We start from the raw sequence: 22560 nt of genomic DNA on the forward strand, positions 1-22560 counted from the left end.
CTTACGGGGCGATCCAGGCGTCCTGCCAGTTCGCGCCCACGCCCGGCTCGTAATGGGTCGACGCCGCCGTCCACTGCGAGCACCAGCCGCTGTACGGGAACGGCTTGCAGGTATAGACCTTGCCGTTCTTCGGCTGCAGCACGCGGGTGCCGGCCTTGTAGGTCGCGAGCGACGCCGGGAACACGTGCTCGTAGGCCGCGCCGCCGCCTTCTTCGGTCAAGGTCAGCGCAAAGGTCTTCTGCAGCACCGCGCCGCCGTCCTTGACCACCGCTTTGAGCACCAGCTGGTGCGCGCCCGCCTTGGGCGCGTTCAGTTTCAGCGCCAGCGCCGCGCTGTTGTTGTTCAGCGGCGCCGTGGCGAAGCCTTTCGACACGCCCGCCTGGTCGTACACATAGGCGCTGACATCCATGTCGGCATTGGCGCTGACGCCAAAGTTGATCGTCAATTCACCGCCCTTGATCGCATACGAGGAGCGCAGGTCGCTCACGGAAAAATCGGCCGGGGGTGGGGTCTGGTCCTTGTTGATCTGCACTTCGACCCGGGTCAGCGCGCTGCTCGTTTTTGCATACACCGTGTTCTGCCCGTACACCGGGGTGATCTTGCCGTCCTGGCCCAGTTGGCCCGCGTGCAGCAAGGGCTGTTCGGCGTTCACGCGCGTGGCCAGCAGGTAGGCCCAGTTGTTGCGCAGGCCGTCGCTGGTGCTGTTGATGGTGACCTTGGTTTGCAGCTCCGGCTTTTCGCCGGCCGCGTCGAACACGCGCGTGGCCACGCTGTCGCCCACGGCCAGGTCGACCGATGGATAGATCGCGCCGCGCTGGGTCCATTCCGGCACCGGCAACGGCGGGCCGTCCTTGAACAGCACATCGACCATATTGTAAAAACTGTTCGGGGTATCGGCGATTTCCCACACCCCCAGGATCACCTGGTAGCCGCTGCGCGCGGGTACCGTGCAGTTGTGGCTGACCTGCGCCGGCGGCTGGCGGTTGGCGCCATCGATGACGCAGAACGGGGTCAGGTCGAACGAGGCACGGGTCAGCTTCTGGTTCGGATTCCAGCCGCTTTTGGTGATGTAGTAGCGCCAGTTGCGGGTGGCGTGGTTGGCCGTGAACTGCCACTTGAAGACGTTGGCGCCGGCTGTCATGGGGCGCTTGGTCCAGCGGCTGCTGGTCTGTTCATTGAGTTCGCCGAACTGCGCCAGCGCGGCCGAGGCGATGACGCCGTCGGCCGGCCCTTGCGCCGGAAAACCGGAAGGCGCTTCGAGGCTTTGCGGTTCCCATTGAATGGCGCCGCACGCGCTGTTGCCGCCTTGTTTGCACAGCAGGTTGCGCGACTCCGGCTGGGTGATGTAGCCGTGCGCGATGGCGCTGGCGCTGCACAACAGCGCGCAGGCGCCGGCGATGGTGGTGAGTGTTTTCATGGTGATTTACCTTTTCGGGCGGGACGACATCGGTCAGCACGCAGGGAGCCGGGCTGGCCGAGATCGCGCGCTCGCTTGCAGTTCAAAAGGCGTCAGGATGATGGCCGTGAAATTGGTCGTCAACTGGTTTTCAAAATTGCCCCTGCACGCAATACCAGTGCGTGATGGAAGCTTATGTTGCAAGGGTAAATGCGGCGCGCGGGCCGGTTGACTTGGCAGGGTGTTTACCGCACAATCCAAAAAGGAGAAAGTTATACATTTGCTAATGAAAACGTTTTCATAGTTCCTTGCATTCAATGTTGCAACCGACAAAAACCACTCTGGAGACCCGATGCGATTCTTTTCTGCCACTTTCAGTGTCTGCCTGCTTGTATCGGCTTGCGTATCGGCTTGCGTCTCCGCTTGCGTATCCGCTTGCGGTGGGGACGCCGACCCGGGCGCGCCCGCCGCCACGCCGGCGCCGCCGGCCGCCGCCGAAGCTGTGATCGCCGCGCCCGGTGACGTGCCGGCTGGCGTGCCTGGTGACGCTGGTGACGCGCCTGCGCCCGCCTTGGCCAGCCAGATGGACGACGCCATGACCGGCGCCGACTCCGGCTGGTCCGAAAAAACCAGCGGCGCCGACGTGAGCAAATTGAGCAAGCTGGCCAAGTTCCCGGTCGGCGTGTCGCTCGCCTACGGCAATGAAGCCTTCAGCTACACCAACAGCCCGGCGCAGCAGGCTGTCATCAAGACGCATTTCAGCCAGCTCACGGCCGGCAATATCATGAAGATGAGTTATCTGCATCCGGCCCCGGACACCTACAACTTCACCCAGGCCGACGACTTTCTCAAATTCGCCAGGGACAATGGCAAAACCCTGCACGCGCACACCCTGATCTGGCATTCGGATTATCAGGTGCCGGCCTTCATGAAAAACTACCAGGGCGACAAGGCGGCCTGGCTGGCGATCCTCAAGACCCACGTGCAAACGATTGCCACGCATTTTTCGGGCAAGGTCGCGAGCTTGGATGTGGTGAACGAAGCCATCAACGACGGCGGCGGCTACCGCAATTCGCTGTTTTACCAGAAGACCGGCGCCGACTACATCGAACAGGCCGTCATCAATGCGCGCGCGGTCGACCAGAAGGCCGACCTGTACTACAACGATTACAACATCGAGGCCGACGCCGCCAAGCTGCGCACCCTGACCGGCATGCTCGACGGTTTCAAGGCGCGTTCGGTGCCGGTCACCGGGGTCGGCTTCCAGATGCACATCTATATGGATTATCCGTCGGTGAGCACCATCTCGGCGGCCTTCAAGCAGGCCGTGGAGCGCAAGCTGAAGGTGAAAATCACCGAACTCGATATCCCGGTCAATAATCCGTTCAGCCCGCCGTACCAGGCCGGCGACATCCAGCGCGAACTGACCCCGGCGCTGGCGCTGGCGCAGAAAAAGCGCTACTGCGAAGTCGTCAAGGCGTATAGGGACACGGTCCCGGCCAACCTGCGCGGCGGCGTGACGGTGTGGGGTGTGAGCGATCCCAGCAGTTGGCTGATCAGCGACCTGTTCAAAAACGCCCACGCCGACTGGCCGCTGCTGTTCGACGGCGCCTACCGGCAAAAGCCGGCCTTGCGCGGCGTGGCCGACGGCTTGTCGGGCAAACCCTGCATTTGAGCACCAAGTGGTGCTGTGCTATGCATACCAATTTTCCAGGCCTGAAAATGTGGTATTAACGGCGCCGCATGCCAGGCGCGGCGCTTTTGCCAGCCTTTAGCGTTCGGCCGCCGACAGGGTGAAGATCTCGACGCCGCTGTCGGTCACCGCCACCGAGTGCTCGAACTGGGCCGACCACTTGCGGTCCCTGGTGACGGTGGTCCATTTGTCGGGCAACACCGTCACCTGGTGGGTGCCGACGTTGACCATCGGTTCGATGGTGAAGATCATGCCCGGTTCGAGCACGATGCCGGTGCCGGGGCGGCCGTAGTGCGTTACCTGCGGCGCATCGTGGAACACCTGGCCGATCCCGTGGCCGCAAAAATCGCGCACCGACGAATAACCCTGCGCCTTGACATAGGTATCGATGGCCGAGCCGACGTCGCCCAGGGTGGCGCCGGGACGCACCGTGCGCACGCCGGTCATCATCGCCTCGTAGGCCGAACTGACCAGGCGCTTGTGCAGGATCGATACCTCACCTACTTCGAAGGTGCGGCTGGTGTCGCCGAACCAGCCATTGAGCTTGGGCGTGACGTCGATGTTGACGATGTCGCCCTCGCGCAGGATCTTTTTGTCCGATGGAATACCGTGCGTGACCACGTGGTTCACCGAAATGCAGCTGGCGTGCTTGTAGCCGTGGTAGTCGATGGTGCCCGGAATGCTGCCGGCGGCGCGCATGAATTCTTCGCACATGGCGTCGAGCGTGGCGGTCGACACGCCGGCGCGCACGTGCGGCGCGATGAAGTCGAGCGTGTCGGCGGCCACCCGGCCGGCCGCGCGCATGGCTTCGAAGCCCGCTTCGTCGTACAGGGGAATCGGTTTGCCGTGTTCTGTTTGTGTGGAGTAGCGCATGGGGTTTCTCAGTGAGGTGAGGCGGCCAGCGCATCGACGGCGTCGTGCGAGGCGCGCAGGATCGCGTCGAGGGTGGCGGGAATCGCCTTGTTGTGGGCCAGGTAGGGTTTGACGATGGCGATCGGGGCGTCGATCAGCATGAAGCGCAAGGTGTGCGCCGCATCGTCGCCGTCGGCGCGGCGGCGCAGCAGGCAGCGCTCGAAACAGGCGTCCAGGCGCGCCTGTTCCACTTCGAGCAGCTCGGCGAGTTCCGGCGAGAGCGGCGCGCCCAGGTCGGGACAGTCTTCGTACTGCAGCAGGAAGCGCGCGTACACCGGCTTGCTGCGGCACCAGTCGAGCAGCGCCGCCACCGGTATCCAGGTGTCTTCTTCATCCCAGTGGCGCGCCACCTGTTCGCGGAAATCGGCCTTGACCGTCAGCCAGGCATGCGCCAGCAAGGTGCTGCGCGAATCGAAGCGGTGATACACCGATCCGATCGGCGCGCCAGCCTTGACGGCGATGGCCGACATCGACACCGAGCCGATGCCGCAGGCGGCGGCAATGCAGATGGCGCCGTCGATGAAGGTGTGTGCGTTGTATTTAGCTAGTCTGACCATTCAAATAGAATATAGATTCTATTTGAGTTCGTCAAGCGGCCCGTTTCGACGGGAGCACTATTGACAGATATTTAATGAGCCCGCAAAATCCGCAGTCTTGTACAGGTGAATAGGTCGCTCCCGATGAAAATGCTGATCAAACGTGTTGTGCGCAGCATGGCGGGATTGCCCGTGCTGGGGCGCTTGATCCGGATCGCCGTGGCGGTGTCGCGCCTGCCCTACGAAAACGAGCGGCGCGACGCCTTTGCGCGCGAACAGCTGCCGATGCTGCTAAAGAACATTGCCGACTTGAACGCCCGCGTGCTGGCCGCCGAGCGCGATCCCGGCAACCTGGTCGAATCGACCCCGGTCGCCCTGCGCATGCTGGCGCGCGAGCTGGCGCAGCTGCGCGAGCGCATCGACCAGCTGGAGGCCGGGCTGCGTTCATGATCACTTTTTCGATCGTGATCAACACCCTCGACCGCGCCGACCTGCTGCAGGAAACGCTCGAGAGCCTGTGCCGCCTGCGTTACGCCGGGCAGTTCGAAGTCATTGTCGTCAACGGCCCGTCGGCCGACCATTCGGAACAGGTGATCGCCGCCTGGCTGCCGCGCATCCGCAGCGCGCGTTGCCCGGTCCCGAACCTGTCGGTGTCGCGCAATATCGGCATCTGCATGGCGGCCGGCGACGTGGTCGCGTTCATCGACGACGACGCCATTCCCGAACCCGAGTGGCTCACCCAACTGGCCGCCGCCTACGACGACGCTGGCGTCGGCGGCGCCGGCGGGCGCGTGCTCGACAGCAGCGGCTACACCTTCCAGTACCACTACGCCAGCGCCAACCGCGCCGGCGACGTCGACATCAGCCACCGCATGGACACGCCGCAACTGTGTTTTCCGGGCTCGCGCCGGGTCCCCTACCTGCAGGGGACCAACGCCTCGTTCCGCCGCTCGGCCCTGCTGGAAGTGGGCGGCTTCGACGAGGAGATCGAATATTTTCTCGACGAGACCGACGTCTGCTGCCGCTTGGTCGACGCCGGCTACCTGCTCAGGCAACTGGCGCACGCCTACGTGCATCACAAGACCGCGCCCAACGGCGTGCGCGATTCGGCCCAGCTGCCGCGCGCGTTCTATCCGATCCTCAAGAACACCATCTACTTCTCGCTCAAGCACGGCCTGGCCTACGACACGCGCGAGCGCATCGACGCCCATAACCGCGACAAGGCCGACTCGCACCGGCGCCACCTCGACTTCCTGATCGCCAACGGCAGCGCCACCGAAGAACGGCGCGCCCGCTTCGAGGACGAATGCGCGCGCGCCTGGGAGACCGGCACGCGGCACGGCCTGGCGCCGGTGGCCGGCGGCATCGACGCCGCCAAGCGCGCGCGCTGGCAGGGCGAGTTCCTGCCGTTCGCCACCATCGGCCATGCGCGGGCGCTGACGCAGCCGCTAACCCTGGCGCTGGTCTCGCGCGACTACCCGCCGAATCACCGCGGCGGCATCGCCACCTTCAGCCGCGACCTGGCCGAAGCGCTGGCCGCCGAAGGCCACCAGGTACACGTGATCGCCGAAAGCGCCACCCACAGCCGGGTCGAACTGCTCAATGGCGTGTGGGTACACCGGGTCGCGCCGGGCCAGTACGCACGCCCGTACGAGGCGTTTGAGCGCGCCATCCCGCAAGAGATCTGGAACTGGTGCGCGACCGCGCTGATGGAGGCGCGCCGCATCGCCAGCCACCGCCCGCTCGACCTGGTCGAAGCGCCCATCTGGGACGCCGAAGGCGCGGCCTTTTTGCTCGACGGGCGCTGGCCGCTGGTCACCAGCCTGCATACGACCCTGCATTTTTCGCTGCAGGGGCGCGCCGAGCTGCGCGACGACCCGGCCTGGATGACGCGTTTCGGCACGCCCATGCTGGCGCTCGAAAAAGAACTCATGCAGCGTTCGCAGGCGATCCGCGCCAACAGCGCCGCGATCCGGCGCGACATCGAGCAAGCCTACGATTTCCGCTTCGACGACGCCAGCCTGCGCCTGGTGCCGCTGGGGATGCCCGACGTGGCGCCGCAGCCGCGGCAGCAGCCGGCGCCACGTGCCGATGACGGCGTCACCGTGCTGTTCGTCGGCCGCCTGGAAGCGCGCAAGGGCATCGACGTGCTGCTGGCGGCGATCGACCCGGTGCTGGCGCAGCATCCGCGGGTGCGCTTTCGCATCATCGGCGACGACACGCTGCTCATGTCGGGCGCGCAGATCAGCTATAAGGAACACTGCCGCCAGGGCGGCCAGCTGGCCCGCTGGGGCGAGCGCGTGAGTTTCGAAGGCCGTGTCGACGACGCCACCCTGCGCGCCGCCTACCGCGACTGCGACATGTTTGTCGCGCCCAGCCGCTACGAGTCGTTCGGCCTGGTTTTCGTCGAAGCCATGCGCGAGGCGCGCCCGGTGATCGGCTGCGCCGCCGGCGGCATGCCCGAAGTGGTCAGCGACGGCGTCAATGGCTTGCTGGTCGCGCCCGGCGACAGCGCAGCGCTGGCCGGCGCCATCGACCGGCTGGCCGCCTCGCCCGAGCTGCGCGAGCGCATGGGCCGCGCCGGGCGCGCGCTGTTCGAAGACAAATTCATCTCGCGCCGCATGGCCAAGGACAGCCTGCCCCTGTACGATATTGCGCTGGCCCGTTTTGCCAAGGCGCCGGCATGAAAATCTCGGTCATCCACGGCATTTGCGTGCGCAACGACGCCATCTCGAACGCCATCGCCGACAACATCGGATGGTTGCTGGAAGCCGGTCACGAAGTCGTGCTGTTCGCCTACGCCTGCGAGCACGCCGTGCCGCACCGGCTGGTGCGCGACGCGACCGACATCATGACCGATACGCATTTCCAGGCCAGCGACGCGGTCATTTTCCATTTCGGGATTTTCTATCCGCTGTTCGACCTGATCCTGATGGTGCCGGAGCGGGTGCGGCGCCTGGTGGTGTTCCATAACATCACGCCGAAGCAGTTCGTCGGCGCCGAACATCACGCCACCATCGACAAGTCGTTCGCCCAGATGGGCAACATCATGTTCGCCGATCACGTGGCCTGCGACAGCGCCAGCAACCTGGCGGTGCTGCGCGCGGCCCGCGTGAGCACGCCGGCCTGCGTGCTGCCGCTGGCCGTGCATGGCCAGGCGCAGCCTTGCGCCGCCAAGCCGGGGCATGCGGACGGCGTGCTGCGGCTGGTCTTCATCGGCCGCCTGGTGCGCTCGAAAGGCGTGGCCGACCTGCTCGACGCCGTGGCGCGCTGCCTGCAAGCCGGCAGCGGCGCGCGCATCGCGCTCGACCTGGTGGCCAACCTGGGCTTTTCCGATCCGGCGCTGGTCGAGCAAGTGCGCAGCGCGGCCGACGCGTGGCCGCGCCTGTACGGTCCGCGCGTGTCGTTGCGCCTGCACGGCGACGCCCCGGATGAAGTCAAACAGCGCCTGCTGTTTGACGGCGATGTGTTCGTCCTGCCCACCTACCACGAAGGCTTTTGCGTGCCGATCGTCGAAGCGCTGTCGGCCGGCTGCCGCGTGGTCTGCTACGACAATTCGAACACGCCGGCCATCGCCGGCGGCCTGGCGCGCCTGGTGCCGACCGGCGACGTCGCGCTGCTGGCGCAGGCCATCGGCGCCGAGCTGGCGCTGGCCGGCTCGCCGGCGTGGCGCCAGGACGGCTTTGTCCATTTCGCCGCGCAGGCCTGGCGCTACGCGCACACCTTCGCGCCGGCGCGCGCACGGCATCGTCTTACCGCGCTGGTGGCCGACCTGGTCAACGGCGTGCTCGAACCCTGAGCTTCGCGATCGCCCGGATCACTCGGGCGAGGCCGGATACGGCGTACGCCGATGAAAGCGCAGGCGCCAGCCCAGCACGGCCAGCGCGATCGCCAGCATCAGCCAGCTTGCCCCTACCGAGATCGCACCGTCCTCGCCTGACGGCGCCATCTCCTGCGCCTCCTGCGCCTTCTCCGCTTGCGTTTTCAGCGCGGGCGGCGGCGCGCTCCACGTGTCGGTCAGCAGCTCGTCGAGGCCCTGCAGTTCCTCGGCTTGCGCCGGCGTGGCCTGTGCGCCGTGCTCGCGCAGCGGCGCGGCGCGCTCGCCCGCCCACAGCAGCGCCAGGTGCGCCGACGCCTGTTCCCGCGCCGGCTGCGCCGCGCTGGCGCGGCCGCGCTCGACCACGACCTGCTGCGCCGCCGGCCTCCAGCCCGTAAGCAGGCGCACCAGGTCGTCGTGCAGCGATGCGATGCGCGGCACGCTCGCCAGCGCGGCGACGCCATCCATCTTTTCCCACAGGACGTTGGGACCGGTCGCCGCTTCCAGGCCGTACATGCGCACCTGCGTAGGCCGCTGGCGGTAGTGCTGCAACAGCGCGTCGGCCGAACCGGGCATGAGCGGCTGCGGGCCATGGATCCACACCACCGCGCCGTCGCTGCTGGCCGCTGCCCATTCCCACGCCATCAACAGCGCCGCGCTGTTGTCGTGGCCTCCTTCGAAGGCGATGTCTTGCAGGTGGCGTACGCTGGCCAGCGAATCGGAGGTATCGTGCAGGAATACTTGCGGGGCCTGGGCGCCGGCCACGATCACGCCCAGCTCCACGTTGCCGGGGAAGGAGGTGGCGGCGCGCGCCAGCTGTTCCCGTTGCGCCGCCAGCGCGGCCGAGCCGTCGATCACCAGCGCCACCCGGCGCGGGATGCGCGCCGCTTGCTGGCCGATGACTTGCACGATCGCGCCACCCGGCGTACTCGGGTCGGGGCTCCACGCATGCGTCTCGGCCGGCGTGCGCAAGGCGCCGATGATGGCCGCGCCCATGCCCGGCAGCGGCTCGGCGAATTCGCCGCGCAGCGCGAACGCCAGCGGGTCGCCGGCTTCCTCGCGCATGCCGGGGGCGCCGCGCAGCGCGCTGTCCGACTGCACCGTCACCGCGTGGCGCAAGGCCGGGGCGATCGCGAAATTGTGCTCGCTGAACGAGGGCAGTTGCAGATAGCCCAGAGCGGGTTCATTGAGCACCAGCGGGACGCTCATGGCGATGCGCACCGTCAGCTCGCCTTCGCCCGGCACATTGGGCAGATTGAGCAAGATGCGGTCCCTGCCCGCCGTGCTCACCATCACAGGGGCGCGCCGGACGTCGGGCTCGGCAAATTCCGCCTCGCGCGCCGTGGCGCCGCCAGCGGCGGGCAAGGTGTGCTCTCCGCCGTCGTCCCATAGCGTGACGCGGGTCACCACCGCGCCGGCCGGCACGATGATGCGCGCGCGCGCTTCGCTGACGTGGTCGGCGTCGTTGTGAAACAGCATGGTCCACTCCAGCGAGCCGAGCGCCGCCCTGGCGTCGATGGTGCCGTCGATGCGCGATGCGCTCAGACGCAGCTTGGCCACGCGCCCCACCACCGCGCTGTGCCGCTCTCTGTCGTAGATTTTCCATGGGAGCCAGGCGCTGCCGACCGGATGCGGCATGGCGCTGAACGGGGTGCCGGTGAGGCGGTAGTAAATCGCGCGCGCGTCCTCCATGCTGGTCGCGCCGTTCATGCCCAGCACGATGGCGGCCAGGTCGGCCGATTCCCTGTGCTCGCTATAGCACCTGCGCAGGATGATGCGTTCGATGCCGAGATAGCGCAGCAGGCGTATCCCGCTGGCGCTGGTGGCAGGCGCCGGGCCGGCCGCCATGCGCATGCCGACCCGGGTGATGGCGGACGGCAGCTCCAGCGCGCCGATGAGCGCCAGCGCCAGCAGCACGGCGGGCCAGGCGCGCGGCAGCGGCGCGCCGCCACTGCGTCGCGCGCGCTGGTCGTGCAGACGCCGCGCGGCCAGGGTCGCGCTCAGCGCCAGCAGCGGCGCCAGCGACGCGAGCAGCGGAAAAGCGCGCCCGTGACAGGCCAGGCTGGCCACCCCGGCCACGCTGAGCGGCAGCGACAGCAAGGCGTAGGCGGCGCTCGCTCCGGTAGCCACGGCGTGCAGCAGCGCCAGTGGACGCGCCAGAACCTCCTGGCCGCACCGCATGGCGCCCACCAGGATGGCGTTGGCCAGCGCGACGATGGCGATCAGGACCAGGTGGACGCTGAAGCTGCCCGACAGTGTCATCTGCGCCGTGTACATCGAGGCGAACAGCATCCCGAGTGCGATCAGCGGCAGCATCACGCCGCCCCAGCGCAGCGCCGCGCGCGTAAACGAATTGAGCGCGGGGAGCTCCGCTGGCGTGACGGTGGTGCTGGCGGTGTCGTGATGCTCGATCATGGCGTTCCAGGGGAAACTTGAGGAGCCATGAGCGTAGCAAGCGCGTGTGCGCTGGGAATGCGCTGAATGTGAAGCCGCAACTGGTGCTACACTGCTTCCGATAAACTTCTGGATGAGGCGACCATGCAAGCTTGCCAGCGGCAATGCCAAGTCTGCACCTGCAGCAACAGCGCCGCGCACGATACTTGCGAAGAATGCGGCTCTACCGCCTCACCAGATTGTGCCGGCGTGTCGCTCTGGCCACGTCGTGGAACAACGCGCCGCCCTCGCCCCCTTAAACCGCCCCCAGCCCCAGCGCGCGCCCCGCTTCCAGGCGAAAATCGGCGGCCTGCTTCTTGTCGGGAATTTCGGCCGCCAGCGCCATCACCAGCGTGCGCAGGTCGCTCGCCTCGCCGGCGTGCTCGGCGCAGACGATGGTCGCCATCGGCCCGATGTGCGCGGCCAGCATGCGTTCGAGCTTGAGCAGGTCGGCGCCCGCGAACGCGGCCGGCGCCGGGCGCGCCCGCAGCGGCTGCGGCCCTACCCGCAACGGCGCGCGCGCCGCCAGCGGCGCCGGATCGTTGAGCAAGTCCATCAGGTTGATCCCGGCCGCCTTGACGTTGTCCTTCTTCGCCACATAGTTCTCGTCGAAGCGCACGCTGGCGCGCAGCATGGTGCGCATGGCCGCCAGCGCATCGGCGCCGCGTTGCCCGCGGCACAGCAGCATGACGATCTTGCCGCAGTCCAGATGCACCTGGGCCATGCGGTTGTCGTCGCTGACGATAAACGCCGTGCCGGTGCGGCGCTGCTCGCAGAATTGGCGCAATTGCTCCACGATGCCGCCGAACGGCATCAGCTCCTGGTGTGTCATGGCGTTCTCCCTGGATGCGTCATGCCCTGCGGCTGAGCCGGCTGATGGCCATCTGGATGCTGATCCCCAGCCGTTCGATGGCGCGCGCCAGCGAGCCGATTTCGTCGCCGCGCGCGGTGCCCGGAATCGATTCGGTGAATTCGCCCTTGCTCAGCTGTTCGGCGACCAGGATCAGCTGGTTGATCGGCAACGTCAACTGCTTGGCCAGGAACGCCGCCACCCCCACCACCAGCGCGGCGGTCAGGATGATCAGGGCGCGCGCGCCGGTTTCCAGGCGGTCGAGCGAGGCGTAGGCTTCGGCGTAGTCCTGTTCCACCAGCAAGGTCCAGCCCTGCGGCAGCTTGCGCGCGTAGCCGACCATGCGCTTCTCGCCCGACACATACACGGTCGGCTGGTCGGCGATGCCGTCCACCTTCAGGGCCGGGTAGTTGGCCATGTCCTGCACCGCGTCGGTGGCCTGGTCGGGACGGCCCGAGGCGATCACCTTGTTGTCGGCGTCGAGCAGGATCGCGTAGCCGGTCTCGCCGATGCGGGTGTCCTTGATGACCTTGGAAATGTCATCGAGCTTCATGGCCATCGCCAGCACGCCGACGATGCCGCCCATGGCGTTCCTGACCGGCACGGCGATGGTGAGCGCAGGGCGGCCGGTCGACTTGCTGATCAGCACCTGGCGGCTCGACACGGCGCCTTTCATCGCCCCCTGGAAGTAACTGCGTTCGCCGAAGCGGGTCAGCGGCTTGTCGTCGCTGCGCGCGATGTTCTCGCCGGTCGGCTCGATCGTAAACACCAAAAATGCCCATTCGTAGGTCTCGCCCAGGGTGCGCAGGATCGGGGTCTGGCGCGCCGCTTGCATGCTGCGGATATCGTCCAGCTTGGCGCTCTGGTGCAGCGCGCGCACGTTGGCCTCGTCCCAGCTGGTGATGCCGGTGGCAATGCCGCTGGCGGTCATCACCAGATGCTGAGAAATATTGGCCGCCGCATCGGCGCGCGCCTGGCTGCTGCCCGCGTACCACACGCCGATCAGCGGGATCAAGGCCACCGCCAGCAAGGTCATCACCAGCTTGTGGAAAATAGTCAGGTGGAACGATTCTGTTTTCATCGGGAGTTTCCTTTTCTTGTGGACAGCCCGGCGGCCCTGCGCACTGTGCGCAAGCGAAGTTGGGGTATCCACAGAAGACCATATTTCCGCAATGCAATGGTTGAGGTGGGACAATGCATGGTGGAGAATGGCGGCTATACAACACCGTCTCACCGAACCCTGAACAGAAAGCCACCATGAGCATGTCGATGCCATTTTCCCCGCGCCGCCGTACCCTTCTGATCGCCGGCGCCTGTGCGCCGCTGCTGGCGGCCTGCGCCAGCGTGCCGGGCGTCGCCACGCCGGGCGTCGCCACGCCGGGCGTCGCCACGCCCGTGGCCGAGGCGCAGGCGGAACTGGCCGCGCTGGAAGCGGCGGCCGGCGGGCGTCTGGGTGTGGGCGCGATCGACACCGGCGACGGGCGCCGGCTCGGCCACCGCGCCGATGAGCGCTTTCCGATGTGCAGCACCTTCAAGGCGATCGCGGCGGCCGCCATCCTCGCGCATGGCAAGCACGTGCCTGGCTGGCTGGACCAGCGGGTGTACTACACCAAGGCCGATCTGGTGACGTATTCGCCGATTACCGAAAAACACCTGGACGATGGCATGACCGTGGGCGAGCTGTGCGCCGCCACGATCCAGTACAGCGACAACGCCGCCGCCAACCTGCTGATGGCCATGATTGGCGGCCCGGGCGGCGTGACCGGCTTTGCCCGCAGCATGGGCGACACGGTGTTCCGGCTGGACCGCTGGGAAACCGAGCTCAATACGGCGATTCCGGGCGATCCGCGCGATACCGCCACCCCGGCGGCGATGGCGGCGTTGCTGCGCCGCGTGGCGCTCGACGATGGCTTGCCGGCGGCGCAGCGCGACCAGCTGCAAAATTGGATGCGCGGCAACACCACCGGCGACACCCGCATCCGCGCGGCCGTGCCGGCCAGCTGGGCGGTGGCGGACAAGACCGGGACCGGGGCCTACGGGTCGAGCAACGACATCGGGATCGTGTTCCCGCCCAAGGGCGCGCCGGTGGTGCTGGCGCTGTACTACACGCAGGCCGACCAGCAGGCCAAGGCCGACAGCGAGATCCTGGCGCAGGCGACGCGGATTGTGATGGCGGCGTTCGCAAGGGCGTGAGCGGCGGCGGCGTGATCGTTCACGCCGCCGCTCAAGCGTTCGAGGTGGTCTTCCTGCGCGGCCGCTGCTTGAACAGATCGGTGCGGCGCAGCCGGATGCCGCGCGTGTGAATCCCGCTGATCGCCCCCCACGCCGCAGCCCAGCGTGCCGCGCGCGCTTTCTCTGCCTCCGAGGCGGCGTCGATGGCGCGATCGATGGCCTTGACCATGCGCGACATGCCATACGCCTTGCGATCTTTCTTGCCCTGGTAGGTCATGTGCTGGCCGTATCAACAATCTTGCAGCCAGAGTATGCCTATATATTAGGCAACACTGTTCGCCATCTCACCTTCAGGTTTTTAACCGATAGTCAATATGTAAGCAGTTGTTACTACAGTCGCGTTGATGCGGGCGGCGGGGCGGCGTCCGGGCCGCATGGATTGCCGCCGCAGCAATTCTCGGTCAAAAATCCGATCAGGGCCTGCATGGTGGCCATGTGCGCCGCATAGATCAGGTAACGCCCGTTCTGGGTCGGTGCGATCAGTTCCGCGTGGGTCAGTTCCTTCAGGTGAAACGAGAGCGACGACGGCGGCATGCCCAGTTTCTCGCTGATCTGGCCCGGCGACATGCCGCCCGGGCCGGCCTCGATCAACAGGCGGAACACCGCCAGGCGCGACTCCTGGGCCAGCGCGGCCAGGGCCGCCAGTGCGTTCTTGTTTTGCATGCTCAAACCTCCGTCGTCGATATTTCCATCCTATTGGGAATATCGAAGGCACGCAAGCACCCGCTTTACAAAACTTTACCGCCCACACATGAAGCGGACAGCCGCGCCGCCTACAGTACAAGCATGCGGAGCCAGTCCGGCGCCGCCTCACGAAAGGCAACACCATGCATCCGAACAAACACGGGCATCACCATCACCACGATCACGATCATGAAGGCAATCACGGCCACGGCCACGGCCACGGCCCGCAGCGGCGCGGCCGCCGCTGGCTGGTCGGCGCCGCCCTCGGCCTGGCCGCCGGCGCCCTGAGCCTGGCCGGCGCCAGCTTTGCCAACGAAGGACGCGGCATGCACGGCCATCGCGCCCACCTGGCCACGATGGACCCCGCCACCGCTGGCAAGCACATCGACAGGATGGTCGAGCACTTGCTCAGCGACGGCACGGCCGAGCAAAAGGCGCGGTTGTCGGCCATCGCCAAGTCCGCCTTCGCCGACCTGCAACCGCTGCATCGCGACTTCAAGGCCGGCCACGAACAAGCCCGCGACCTCTTGACGGCGCCGGCCATCGACCGGGTCGCGCTGGAACAGTTGCGCGTGCAGGAAGTCGAGCGGGTCGACCAGATCAGCAAGCGCATCCTGGCGGCGCTGGAAGATGCGGCCGAGGTGCTCACGCTTGAACAGCGCGTGCGCTTCGCCGCGCACATGAAAAAACGCATGCAATGAGCGCCTGCGACCAATCCCAGCCATGTATCCTTGGGCCTTCCGACACTTTGGACGACACGTCAGCGCCACCATGCTTCCGCGTATCTTGATGATTGAAGACGACCAGCGCCTGGCCGGCATGGTCGTCACCTACCTCGGCCAGAACGGCTACGAGGTGGCGCACGCCGGCACCGCCGCCGCCGGCCTGGCCGCGTTAGAGGCGAGCGCCCCGGCGTTGGTCCTGCTCGACCTGATGCTGCCCGACGCCGATGGCCTGGACGTGTGCCGCCGCATCCGCGCCCTCGGCGCGCCGCTGGCGTCGGTGCCGATCGTCATGCTCACCGCCAAGGGCGACCCGTTCGACCGCGTGGTGGGCCTGGAACTGGGCGCCGACGATTACCTGCCCAAGCCGTTCGAGCCGCGCGAACTGCTGGCGCGCCTGCGCGCCGTGCTGCGCCGGCCGCAACTGGCCGCGCCCGACACCGACCTGCGCCAGTTCGGCCGCCTGCTGATCGACAGCGGCGCGCGCCGGGTCAGCATCGACGGCCAGGCGCGCACCCTGACCTCATACCAGTTCGACCTGCTGCTGGCGCTGTCGGGCAGCGCCGGGCGCGTGCTCTCGCGCGAACACCTGATCGACGCCGTCAAGGGCGAGTCGCTGGAACCGTTCGACCGCTCGATCGACGTGCATATCGGGCGCCTGCGCCAGGCCATCGAGGACGATCCCCGGCAACCCAAGCGCATCATCACCGTGCGCGGCGCCGGCTATGTGTTCGCCAAGGTGCAGGATGCCTAGGCCCGAACGCGGCCAGGAGCGCGCGCACGGCCCGGACGGCTGGCGCGGGCGCGGCGCTCCCCCCTGGAAGCACAAGCACGGGCGCGACTGCGCGCCGCCCTGGAAACGGGGACGCGGCGGACACGCGCGGCGCTTTTCGATCGCGCACCACCTGTACCTGCGCATCTACCTCGCGCTGCTGGTCAGCCTGGGACTGGCCGCCTGCCTGTTCGGGCTGGTGCATTGGGCTTACGATCCGCAACACATGAACTCGGGCAACGAGGCGTTTACCGAAGTGGCGGCCAGCGTGCTGCCGCCGGCGGGAGCGCCGCGCGCCGTGCAGCAAGCGACCTTGTCGCGCTGGGCCACGCGCCTGCAAACCGACCTGGCCTTGTACACGCCGGCCGGGGTGCTGGTGGCGGCGGCCGGGGAACCGCTGCCGGCGCTGCCGCAAGCCCGGCGCGAGGCCGGCCGCTTCGGACCGATGGCCGTGTTCACCCAGCAGTTGCCGGACGGTCGCTGGCTGGTCGGCCAGCGCGCTTACGGCACCCGCGCCTCGCTCGGCCTGATCGTCATCCTGCTGCTGATCGCCCTGATGGTGGCGGCCGCCGCCTACCCGGTGGTGCGGCGCCTCACGCGCCGCCTGGAGCGCTTGCAGGCGAGCGTGGAAACCTGGGGCGGCGGCCAGCTCGGCACCCGCGTGGCGGTCGAAGGCAAGGATGAAGTGGCGCGCCTGGCCACCAGCTTCAACCAGGCGGCGGCGCGCATCGAAGCGCTGGTCGGCTCGCAGAAAAGCCTGCTGGCCAACGCCTCGCACGAACTGCGCTCGCCGCTGGCGCGCATCCGCATGGCGGTCGAACTGATGCAGGAACAGGCGGCGCCGGCGATCCGCGCCGAGCTCAATCGCAATATCGGCGAACTCGACCAGCTGATCGACGAAGTCTTGCTGGCCAGCCGGCTCGACGCCAGCGCCGAGCGGGCCCGCAGCGACGAGCAGGTCGACCTGGCCGCCATCGTGGCCGAGGAATGCACGCGCGTCGACGCCACCTTCGACGCGCAGGCGCTCAGCGTGCCGGGCGACGCCAGGCTGCTGCGGCGGCTGGTGCGCAACTTGCTGGAAAACGCGGCCCGCTACGGCGCCGGCACGCAGGTGCATGCCAGCTTGCGCTTGGCCAGCGGGGGCCAGGAGCGCGCGTCGCTCGTGCTCGATATTTGCGACAGCGGCCCCGGGGTGCCCGAGGCCGAGCGCGAGCGCATCTTCGAGCCGTTTTATCGGGTGCCGGGCGCGAGCGAGTCGGCCGGCGGGGTCGGCCTGGGCCTGTCGCTGGTGCGCCAGATCGCGCGCCATCACGGCGGCGACGTGCGCTGCCTGCCGGGCGAACCGGGCGGCTGCTGCTTCCGCGTGAGCTTGCCGGGCGTGTAGGCCGCAGGCCGTGTCCCGCGTCGTGACAGCGCTCAGGCGGGCTTGGCCACCATCAGCCAGAACACGATCACCAGCGCAAAAAACGCCGGAATGCCCAGTCCCACCCACCAGCGCAGGTAACGCCAGTACAGCGCCGGCAACTCGGTGTTCTCGCGCGCCGCCACCTGGGCCATGTCGCGCATGCGCAGCTGCATCCACACCACCGGCAGCCAGCAGGCGCCGGCAAAGAAATACAGGCCGACCGACCAGATGATCCAGGCGCTGGTCCAGCGATAAGCGGCCAGGTGAATCATGTACAGCCCGGTGAGCGGCTGCACGATGATGGTGGTGGTGGTAAAAATCCAGTCGGCCCGCACCACATGGCGGCTGACCACGGCAATCGCGCGCACGTCGCGGCTCAGGCTGGTGAACAGCATGTAGAAGGCCGAGCCGATGCCGGTGCCGAACAAAAACGTCGACGACAGGATATGCAGCCACTTGACGATCAGGTAGTCCATATGGTTTCCTCACTTCATTTGTCCTCGAGTTCGAACAGCAGCCAGATGGCCGCCAGCATCGGCAGGTTCTTGCTCAGCGGACCGTAGGGGTGCAGCAGGAATTCCGGCAGCATGACGGCGATCACCAGCGTGTAAAAGCCGATCAGCAGCAATTGCGCGCCCCACAGCCAGCGCCGCCGCTTGAGCGTGAGGATGCCGATCCCGATCAGCAAGTCGAGCGCGCAGGCGCCGTACAGCATCAGCGGCCCGAGCGCGGGCGGCACGCCGCTCCGTTCCAGCAACTGGACACTCTGGTCGACCGGATACAGTCCGGCCGACACCGCCGCCGTGGCAATCCACACCGCCGCGATGGCCACGCGCAGCACCGGCATCAGCCAGTGCAGCTTGGCCTGCATGCGCTCGCAAGCGGGGTCGTCGATGAAGCTGGCGACCGGGCGCGGCTGGCGTCCGATCAGGCGCACCGTCATGCCCGGATCGGCGCTGCTGCCGCGGTCGAGCATGCGCAGCGAATCGCGGTTGAGCAGGCTGCCCGGCACCAGTTTTCCCAGCCCGGCCAGCACGTTGCCGCACCAGGCCGGCAAACGCAGCACGCGCAGCTTGCCCAAGCCCAAGCCGCTACGCAAGGCCGCCAGATAGTCGATGAACGGCAAGGCGGTCTGGCCGACCAGGGCGATCCGCTGGGCCGTGGCGCCGGCCGGGCCGACCGGCAGCGGACGGCGCACCAGGCTGGCGATGGCGCAGGCCACGTCGTCCACGTGGATTGGCTGCACCAGTTGCGGCGCGGTGCCGAAACGGGCGCACAAGGGCATGCTGGCCAGGGTGCGGAACACGCGCGCGCTCACGCCATCCTTGCCGTACACCAGAGACGGCTGAACGATGGCCGAGCGCAGCGGCAGCAGCGCCAGGTAATCGTCGGCAGCTTTCTTGCTCAGGTGATAGGCGGTGTCGGCCTGCTGGTCGGCGCCCAGCGCGGACAGCTGGATCACCATGCGCACATCGTCCGACTCGACGCAGGCGGCGAACAGCACGCGCGGCGTGTCGCTGTGAATGGTGGCGAAGGTCTGGGCGCCATGCTCGCGGAAAATCCCGACCGTGTTGATCACCACGTCGATGCCTTCCAGGCGCGCCAGCCAGGTCGATTTATCGGTATCCTTGGCGAAGTCGGCCTCGATGTAGCTCAGGCGCGCGCGCGTGCTGGCGGCGGGCGGCTTGCGCACGGCCGCCACCACGTAGTAGCCCTCGGCCAGCAACACGTTAAGCACATGCCTGCCGATAAACCCGCTCGCTCCTGTCAGCAAAATGCGCATCCGACCTCCTTACCATTCATACCCAAGCCTATACCAACACAGCACATTTACTTCACTCCACAAGGACAGTATGAATACCTGGAAAACTGCAAGCGCCCGCGGGCTCGTCTCGGGAACCGTCGCCAGCGTGCTCTCGACGGTCGCCCTGACGGCCCTGGGCAAGGCGACCGATGGCAGCGGTTCCGGTCCGACCAACGCCATCAGCCACTGGGTCTGGGGCGACCGGGCGGCGCGCCGCGACGGCCCCTCGTGGCGCTACACCGCCACCGGCTACCTGATCCACCACGCCAGCGCGACCTTCTGGGCCGTTCTGTTCGAGCGGCTGTTGAAACCCCAGCTCGACAAGCAAGATCCGGCCGTCACCTTGCCGGCGGCGGCCGCCGCCTCGGCGCTGGCCTGTTTCGTCGATTACCGGATCACGCCCGAGCGGCTCAAGCCCGGCTTCGAACAACGCCTGTCGCGCCCGTCGCTGGCGCTGGTGTACGGCGCTTTCGGGCTGGGCCTGGCGCTGGGGGCCTTGCTGAACCGGCGCGACTGAGTTGCCCGACTGAGTTGCCCGACTGAGTTGCGCGAGTCGGGATGATAGCGGGTTTTGCGCCCGCGCTGATTGGCGTGACGTGATTGTTGCGGGAAGTGCGGGACGGGAGGGGGGGGCTAGCGGCCAGTCGATACGCACGGCCGCACGCTTGCACCGTCATTGCCGCGCGGGGGGCAACGACGGCTTCAGGCATGGTTCAGAACGCGTAGGTCGCCCGCGCGTACACGTAGCGCCCGCCACGCCCGAACGGGGCGTAGTTCGGGAACGGCGCGTTGCCGCTTGGATTAAGCGCATTGCCGACCGACTCGGGATACTTGTCGAACAGATTCTCCGCACCGAGCGCCAGGTTCAGCTTGGACGTGAGCGCATAGCGCCCTTCCAGGTCGATCACGGTTTTCGCGGCCAGGGTCACGTCCAGCGCTGCCGAGGCGTTCGGCGAGAGCACCTTGCCGTAACGGGTGGCGCGCAGGGTGGCGCCCATCTGGCCCAGTTTCCAGTTGGTGCTGGCGTTGAACTTGTTCTTCGGCTGGCCCTGTTCCAGCGACAGCACGTTGAGGCGGTCGAACAGCGGGGTCGGGCTCGGCAGCGCGGCCAGCTGCGCCGTGGCCGGAACCTTGGTCACATCGGTGCTGGTGAAGTTGCCCGCCACCGTGAAGTCGAACTTGCCGATATCGCCGCCATTGGCCGCCCAGTTGACCACCACGTCCACGCCGTCGGTGGTGGTATCGACGCCGTTGATGAAGAAGCGCCCACCGCCGACGCCGATGAAGCCTTGCTTGGTCAAAAAGTTACGCACATCGGTGGAGGTCAGGTTTTCCGACAGCACGATGCGGTCGCGCACCTTGATGCGGTAGGCGTCGATGGTCACGTTGGCGCCGCCCAGGCGCAGCACCGCGCCGAGCGAGGCGTTGACCGATTTCTCGGCGTCGAGCGGCTTGGCGCCGAGCGCCACGGCGACCGGATCGGTCGGGCGGAAAGTGGTGATTTCGAACGGCACGCCGGTGATGAAGTTGGTTGCCGTCGAAGTAAAGTTCTGCTGCTGCGGCGAGGGCGCGCGAAAGCCGTTCTGCACCGATGCGCGCAGCGCGAAAGCCTTGCTGAAATCGTAGCGGGCCGCCAGTTTGCCGGCCAGGCTGTCGCCGAAGTCCGAATAATGCTCGCCGCGGATCGCGATCGAGGTCAGCAGTTGCGGGCTGATGTTCGCTTCCAGGTCGACGAAGGCGCCGATCGCGGTGCGGTGCGTGTCCGATTCATTCTGCGGGCGGAAACCCGAGAACACTTGCGCGCCCGGCGCGGTCGGCTGGCCGTTCGGCAGCATCTGGCCGCCGAAGCGGTAGGAATCGGGCTCGCCGGCGAACAGGCTGTAGCCTTCGCGCCGCGCTTCGGCCCCGACCGCCACGTTCAGCGGCGAGGACAAAGCGGCCAGCGCCAGCGAGCGCACCCCGGTCAGGTTGAACACCAGTTGGTCGTACTCGAAGCCGCCGGCATCAAAAGAAGTCTTGCTGCTCGGCCCGATCGAGCGGTTCAGGGTGTTTTCGATGGTGAAGCCCATCTTGTTCTTGCCGTAGCCGAGCGAGCCATCCATTTCCCAGTCGCCCATGGACCAGCTGGCGCCGCCGGTGACGGCGAAGTCGTCGACCACCGGCGAGATGATCGGCATGAAACCGTCCGGATAAATCGAAGGGATGTTGCGCGGATCGTTGGACCAGCGGAAGAAGCCGGCCGAGCTGGCCTCGCGCTTCTGGTAGCTGGCCCAGCCGTACACCTTGACGCCGTTGCCGAGCGTATCGCCGGCGTTGGCGAACACGGTCGACTGTTTCATTTCCGGTTCGCCATACCAGGTGTTGAAGCGGTTGATGGTGTTTTCGCGCGGGTCGAACGCGCCATTGACCAGCGCGTACTGCTGGCGCATGTCGTAGCCGCTGCGTTCGGTGTGCTTCTGGTCCTTGAATTCGCCGGCGATGGTCAGGTAGCCAGTGTCGCCCAGCGCCAAGCCTTTCCACAGGCTGACGGTGGCGGTCTGGCCGTCGGTGCGCTTGCGCGAGTTCTGGGCCTGCCAGGTGGCGTTGGCGGGCGCGGGGCCGGTGAGGAAGTCGTATTCGGTCAGGCGCGCGCCGTAGTTGATTGTCGCTTCGCCGCCGTCGCGGTTGCTGCGCAGGCGCAGGTTGACCACGCCGGAGATCGCATCCGAGCCGTACTGGGCGGCCGCGCCATCGCGCAGCACTTCGATGTTCTTGACGATCGCGGTCGGGATCGTGTTCAGGTCGACGGCGGCCGAGCCGCGCCCGATGGTGCCGTTCACGTTCACCAGCGAGGAGGCGTGGCGGCGTTTCGAGTTCACCAGCACCAGGGTCTGGTCGGGCGCCATGCCGCGCAGGGTGGCGGGACGGATGGTGTCGGTGCCGTCGGCCAGGCCCGGGCGCGGGAAGTTCAGCGACGGCAGGGCCACGGCCAGGGCCTGGTTGATTTCGGTGGTGCCGGAATGCTTGAGCGATTCGGCCGAGATGATATCGACCGGGGAGGCGGTGTCGAGGGCGGTGCGGTTGGCGACGCGGGTACCGGTGACGACCACGGTCGTCGACGTGTCATTCGGTGCTGCATCCTGCGCGAAGGCGGCGCCGGTGGAAAACAACGTTGCAATCGATAATGCCAATATGTGCTTCTGCGGTGCGAATCGTTTCTGCATACCTGCTCCCTCGGTTATCTATAATTTTGTTTTAACTAAACCTATCAACTCATAAATACAAATAGTGAAAAACTTGCCAATCCATACTGGAACGAAGACAA

General features: G+C 67.0%; 20 protein-coding genes. 9 read left to right on the forward strand and 11 right to left on the reverse strand.

Annotation, left to right across the window (positions count from 1 at the left end):
* Position 1 precedes the first annotated feature (1 nt).
* Positions 2-1417: an N-acetylglucosamine-binding protein GbpA gene (gbpA, locus tag F1735_RS15860; protein WP_167237832.1), complete on the reverse strand. Its 1416-nt coding sequence runs from the start codon at positions 1415-1417 to the stop codon at positions 2-4.
* Positions 1418-1748: 331 nt separating this feature from the next.
* Here gbpA and F1735_RS15865 point away from each other — a divergent pair, with 331 nt between their 5' ends.
* On the forward strand, positions 1749-3071 hold the full coding sequence (locus tag F1735_RS15865; RefSeq protein ID WP_222853002.1) for an endo-1,4-beta-xylanase: 1323 nt from the start codon (positions 1749-1751) through the stop codon (positions 3069-3071).
* 96 nt (positions 3072-3167) lie between these two features.
* Here F1735_RS15865 and map read toward each other — a convergent pair whose 3' ends face one another.
* Both map and F1735_RS15875 read right to left on the reverse strand, forming a co-directional pair.
* Positions 3168-3962 (reverse strand): type I methionyl aminopeptidase, encoded by a 795-nt coding sequence (gene map, locus F1735_RS15870; protein WP_167237833.1) that lies wholly within the window; start codon positions 3960-3962, stop codon positions 3168-3170.
* Between the two features lie 8 nt (positions 3963-3970).
* Positions 3971-4558 carry a TetR/AcrR family transcriptional regulator gene (locus tag F1735_RS15875; RefSeq protein WP_167237834.1) on the reverse strand — a complete coding sequence of 196 codons (588 nt, stop codon included), beginning with the start codon at positions 4556-4558 and terminating at the stop codon, positions 3971-3973.
* A 123-nt stretch (positions 4559-4681) separates the two neighbouring features.
* Between F1735_RS15875 and F1735_RS15880 the strand changes: the two genes are divergently transcribed.
* The 3 genes from F1735_RS15880 to F1735_RS15890 are packed head-to-tail and all read left to right on the forward strand — an operon-like array spanning position 4682 to position 8336.
* The gene (locus F1735_RS15880) at positions 4682-4987 is read left to right on the forward strand and encodes a hypothetical protein (protein ID WP_167237835.1); all 306 of its coding nucleotides are present in this window, start codon (positions 4682-4684) and stop codon (positions 4985-4987) included.
* Entirely contained in the window at positions 4984-7224 is a 2241-nt protein-coding gene (locus F1735_RS15885; protein ID WP_167237836.1) for a glycosyltransferase, read from the forward strand. Before F1735_RS15880 ends, F1735_RS15885 begins: the two co-directional genes overlap by 4 nt.
* Positions 7221-8336: a glycosyltransferase family 4 protein gene (locus F1735_RS15890; RefSeq protein WP_167237837.1), complete on the forward strand. Its 1116-nt coding sequence runs from the start codon at positions 7221-7223 to the stop codon at positions 8334-8336. The genes F1735_RS15885 and F1735_RS15890 overlap by 4 nt, the downstream gene beginning before the upstream one ends.
* A gap of 18 nt (positions 8337-8354) precedes the next feature.
* Here the strand turns inward: F1735_RS15890 and F1735_RS15895 are convergent, their stop codons facing one another.
* The 3 genes from F1735_RS15895 to F1735_RS15905 form a co-directional block, all read right to left on the reverse strand.
* Positions 8355-10769 carry a hypothetical protein gene (locus tag F1735_RS15895; RefSeq protein WP_167237838.1) on the reverse strand — a complete coding sequence of 805 codons (2415 nt, stop codon included), beginning with the start codon at positions 10767-10769 and terminating at the stop codon, positions 8355-8357.
* A 274-nt stretch (positions 10770-11043) separates the two neighbouring features.
* Positions 11044-11619 (reverse strand): hypothetical protein, encoded by a 576-nt coding sequence (locus F1735_RS15900; protein ID WP_167237839.1) that lies wholly within the window; start codon positions 11617-11619, stop codon positions 11044-11046.
* 19 nt (positions 11620-11638) lie between these two features.
* Positions 11639-12718 (reverse strand): cache domain-containing protein, encoded by a 1080-nt coding sequence (locus tag F1735_RS15905; RefSeq protein ID WP_167237840.1) that lies wholly within the window; start codon positions 12716-12718, stop codon positions 11639-11641.
* Between the two features lie 188 nt (positions 12719-12906).
* Here F1735_RS15905 and bla point away from each other — a divergent pair, with 188 nt between their 5' ends.
* Complete coding sequence (gene bla, locus F1735_RS15910; RefSeq protein WP_167237856.1) at positions 12907-13830, forward strand: class A beta-lactamase; 924 nt, start codon at positions 12907-12909, stop codon at positions 13828-13830.
* A gap of 31 nt (positions 13831-13861) precedes the next feature.
* Here bla and F1735_RS15915 read toward each other — a convergent pair whose 3' ends face one another.
* Both F1735_RS15915 and F1735_RS15920 read right to left on the reverse strand, forming a co-directional pair.
* Positions 13862-14086: a hypothetical protein gene (locus tag F1735_RS15915; RefSeq protein ID WP_167237841.1), complete on the reverse strand. Its 225-nt coding sequence runs from the start codon at positions 14084-14086 to the stop codon at positions 13862-13864.
* 113 nt (positions 14087-14199) lie between these two features.
* Positions 14200-14532 (reverse strand): ArsR/SmtB family transcription factor, encoded by a 333-nt coding sequence (locus F1735_RS15920; protein ID WP_167237842.1) that lies wholly within the window; start codon positions 14530-14532, stop codon positions 14200-14202.
* A 164-nt stretch (positions 14533-14696) separates the two neighbouring features.
* On the opposite strand from F1735_RS15920, the gene F1735_RS15925 reads away from it, so the two are divergent.
* From F1735_RS15925 to F1735_RS15935, 3 genes are all read left to right on the forward strand, one after another.
* Complete coding sequence (locus F1735_RS15925) at positions 14697-15254, forward strand: periplasmic heavy metal sensor (protein WP_167237843.1); 558 nt, start codon at positions 14697-14699, stop codon at positions 15252-15254.
* Between the two features lie 70 nt (positions 15255-15324).
* The gene (locus F1735_RS15930; protein WP_187364264.1) at positions 15325-16029 is read left to right on the forward strand and encodes a response regulator; all 705 of its coding nucleotides are present in this window, start codon (positions 15325-15327) and stop codon (positions 16027-16029) included.
* Positions 16022-17431, forward strand: a complete 1410-nt coding sequence (locus tag F1735_RS15935) for a HAMP domain-containing sensor histidine kinase (RefSeq protein WP_167237844.1) — start codon at positions 16022-16024, stop codon at positions 17429-17431. Before F1735_RS15930 ends, F1735_RS15935 begins: the two co-directional genes overlap by 8 nt.
* A 32-nt stretch (positions 17432-17463) precedes the next feature.
* Here the strand turns inward: F1735_RS15935 and F1735_RS15940 are convergent, their stop codons facing one another.
* Together F1735_RS15940 and F1735_RS15945 are read right to left on the reverse strand one after the other, a co-directional pair.
* Positions 17464-17928, reverse strand: coding sequence for a DUF2269 family protein (locus F1735_RS15940; protein ID WP_167237845.1), 465 nt, complete (start codon positions 17926-17928; stop codon positions 17464-17466).
* Positions 17929-17942: 14 nt separating this feature from the next.
* Positions 17943-19235, reverse strand: a complete 1293-nt coding sequence (locus tag F1735_RS15945) for an SDR family oxidoreductase (protein WP_167237846.1) — start codon at positions 19233-19235, stop codon at positions 17943-17945.
* 70 nt (positions 19236-19305) lie between these two features.
* Here F1735_RS15945 and F1735_RS15950 point away from each other — a divergent pair, with 70 nt between their 5' ends.
* Positions 19306-19773, forward strand: coding sequence for a hypothetical protein (locus F1735_RS15950; RefSeq protein WP_167237847.1), 468 nt, complete (start codon positions 19306-19308; stop codon positions 19771-19773).
* A gap of 196 nt (positions 19774-19969) precedes the next feature.
* Here F1735_RS15950 and F1735_RS15955 read toward each other — a convergent pair whose 3' ends face one another.
* Positions 19970-22459: a TonB-dependent receptor plug domain-containing protein gene (locus F1735_RS15955; RefSeq protein WP_167237848.1), complete on the reverse strand. Its 2490-nt coding sequence runs from the start codon at positions 22457-22459 to the stop codon at positions 19970-19972.
* Between the last annotated feature and the right edge of the window lie 101 nt (positions 22460-22560).

It is taken from the genome of Massilia genomosp. 1 (assembly GCF_011682185.1).
Taxonomy (GTDB): Bacteria; Pseudomonadota; Gammaproteobacteria; order Burkholderiales; family Burkholderiaceae_D; genus Telluria_A; species Telluria_A rubra.